The 1,616-nt window shown below is 79.7% G+C and carries 2 protein-coding genes; both read left to right on the top strand.

Annotation, left to right across the window (positions count from 1 at the left end; translation table 11 throughout):
• Positions 1-483 (top strand): DUF58 domain-containing protein (locus KIK08_RS38950; protein ID WP_491063198.1); only part of this gene is annotated, 483 nt, incomplete at its 5' end.
• The gene (locus tag KIK08_RS38945) at positions 480-1,436 is read left to right on the top strand and encodes a VWA domain-containing protein (protein WP_214408320.1); all 957 of its coding nucleotides are present in this window, start codon (positions 480-482) and stop codon (positions 1,434-1,436) included. The genes KIK08_RS38950 and KIK08_RS38945, both read left to right, overlap by 4 nt.
• Positions 1,437-1,616 lie beyond the last annotated feature (180 nt).

Genomic DNA, 1,616 nt, shown 5'->3' with positions numbered 1-1,616 from the left:
CTCGCCCGGCGGGCGCTGCTGCGCGATCTGCTCGCCGCCCCGCGGGCCGAGCCGGGCCCCGGCGCCGCCGTCGACCTGGCCGCCGGCCTGGAGCGGTTCCGCCGCGAGCACCGCCGCCCGGGCCTGCGCGTGGTCGTGTCCGACTTCCTCGACGACTCGCCGTGGGAGGTGCCGCTGCGCCGGCTCGCCGCCCGGCACGAGGTGCTGGCGGTCGTGGTCGTCGACCCGCGCGACCGCGAGCTCCCCGACGTCGGGGCGCTCGTCCTGGTCGACCCGGAGACCGGGCGGCGCCGCGAGATCCGCACCGACGCGCGGCTGCGGGCGCGGTTCGCGCAGGTGACCGCGCAGCACGCGGCCGCGACGGCGGCGGCCCTGCGCCGGGCCGGCGCCGACCACCTGGAGTTGCGCACGGACGGCGACTGGGCGACCGACCTCGCCCGGTTCGCCGCCCGCCGGCGCCGCACGCGGAGGGCCGTCCGATGAGGTTCCTGCAGCCCTGGTGGCTGGTGCTGCTCACCGCCGTCGCGGCACTGGCGCTGGCCTACGTGCTCGCGCAGCGCCGCCGCGGCCGCTACGCGGTCCGCTTCGCCGCGCTGCCCCTGCTGGAGCGGGTGACCGGCCGCGGCCCCGGATGGCGGCGCCACGTGCCCGCGGTGGCGTTCGGGCTCGTCGTGCTCGGCCTCGTGGTGGGGCTCGCGCGCCCGGTGCTGGAGGTCGCCGTCCCCCGGGAACGGGCCACGGTGGTCGTCGCCCTGGACGTGTCCACCTCGATGCGTGCTACCGACGTCGAGCCCAGCCGCATCGACGCCGCCACCGCGGCGGCGCGCGCGTTCGTCTCCGGGCTCCCGGAGACGTTCAACGTCGGGCTGGTGACCTTCTCCGGGGCCGCGGCGGTGGCGGTGGCGCCGACGCTCGACCGGACGCCCGTGCTCGCCGCGCTGCAGGATCCCGACCTCGGCGACGGCACCGCCATCGGCGACGCCGTGGAGGCCGCATTGGACGCCGTTGGCTCGCTCGACACCGCGCTGGGCACCACGGCCGAAGGGCCCCCGCCCGCCCGCGTCGTGCTGCTCTCCGACGGCGCGAACACCGCCGGGACCCCGATCGACGCGGCGGCCGAGGCGGCGTCGGCCGCGGGCGTGCCGGTCTCCACGATCGCCTACGGCACGCCCGCCGGGGTCATCGACAGCGGCCCGCGGACGCTGCCGGTGCCGGTCGACCCGGCCGCGCTCGCCGACCTCGCCGCGGCCGCAGGCGGCACGGCCTACACCGCGGCCACCGGCGCCGAGCTGCAGGAGGTCTACCAGGACATCGGCTCCTCGGTCGGGTACCGCACCGAGGAGCGCGAGGTCACCGGGTGGGTCCTGGCCGCCGCACTCGTCGCCGCGCTGGCCGCGGCCGCCACCTCGCTGCGCTGGTTCGCCCGCCTGCCCTGATCCGCCCGCACCCGCCCCTGCCCCGGAGGTCCCGTGTCCCATCCCGGCCCCGCGTTCCGCCCGAGCACCGAACCGGACGGGCCCCGGGCGGCGCCCCCGCCCGGACCCCGCCGCGCCGACCCGCCCGACCTGCTCGCCCCGCCCTCCGCCCTGCCCCCCGCCCTGCCCGTGGCCCCGCAG

The sequence above is a fragment of the Pseudonocardia lacus genome, from assembly GCF_018531445.1.
Classification (GTDB): Bacteria; Actinomycetota; Actinomycetes; order Mycobacteriales; family Pseudonocardiaceae; genus Pseudonocardia; species Pseudonocardia lacus.
The sequence above is the reverse complement of the archived record's forward strand: the minus strand, read 5'-3'. Positions and strand labels throughout refer to the sequence as shown.

Bases quoted from the DNA above. Each gene is read 5' to 3' on its own strand.
- KIK08_RS38945 (WP_214408320.1), top strand. From the start codon at position 480: ATGAGGTTCCTGCAGCCCTGGTGGCTGGTGCTGCTCACCGCCGTCGCG.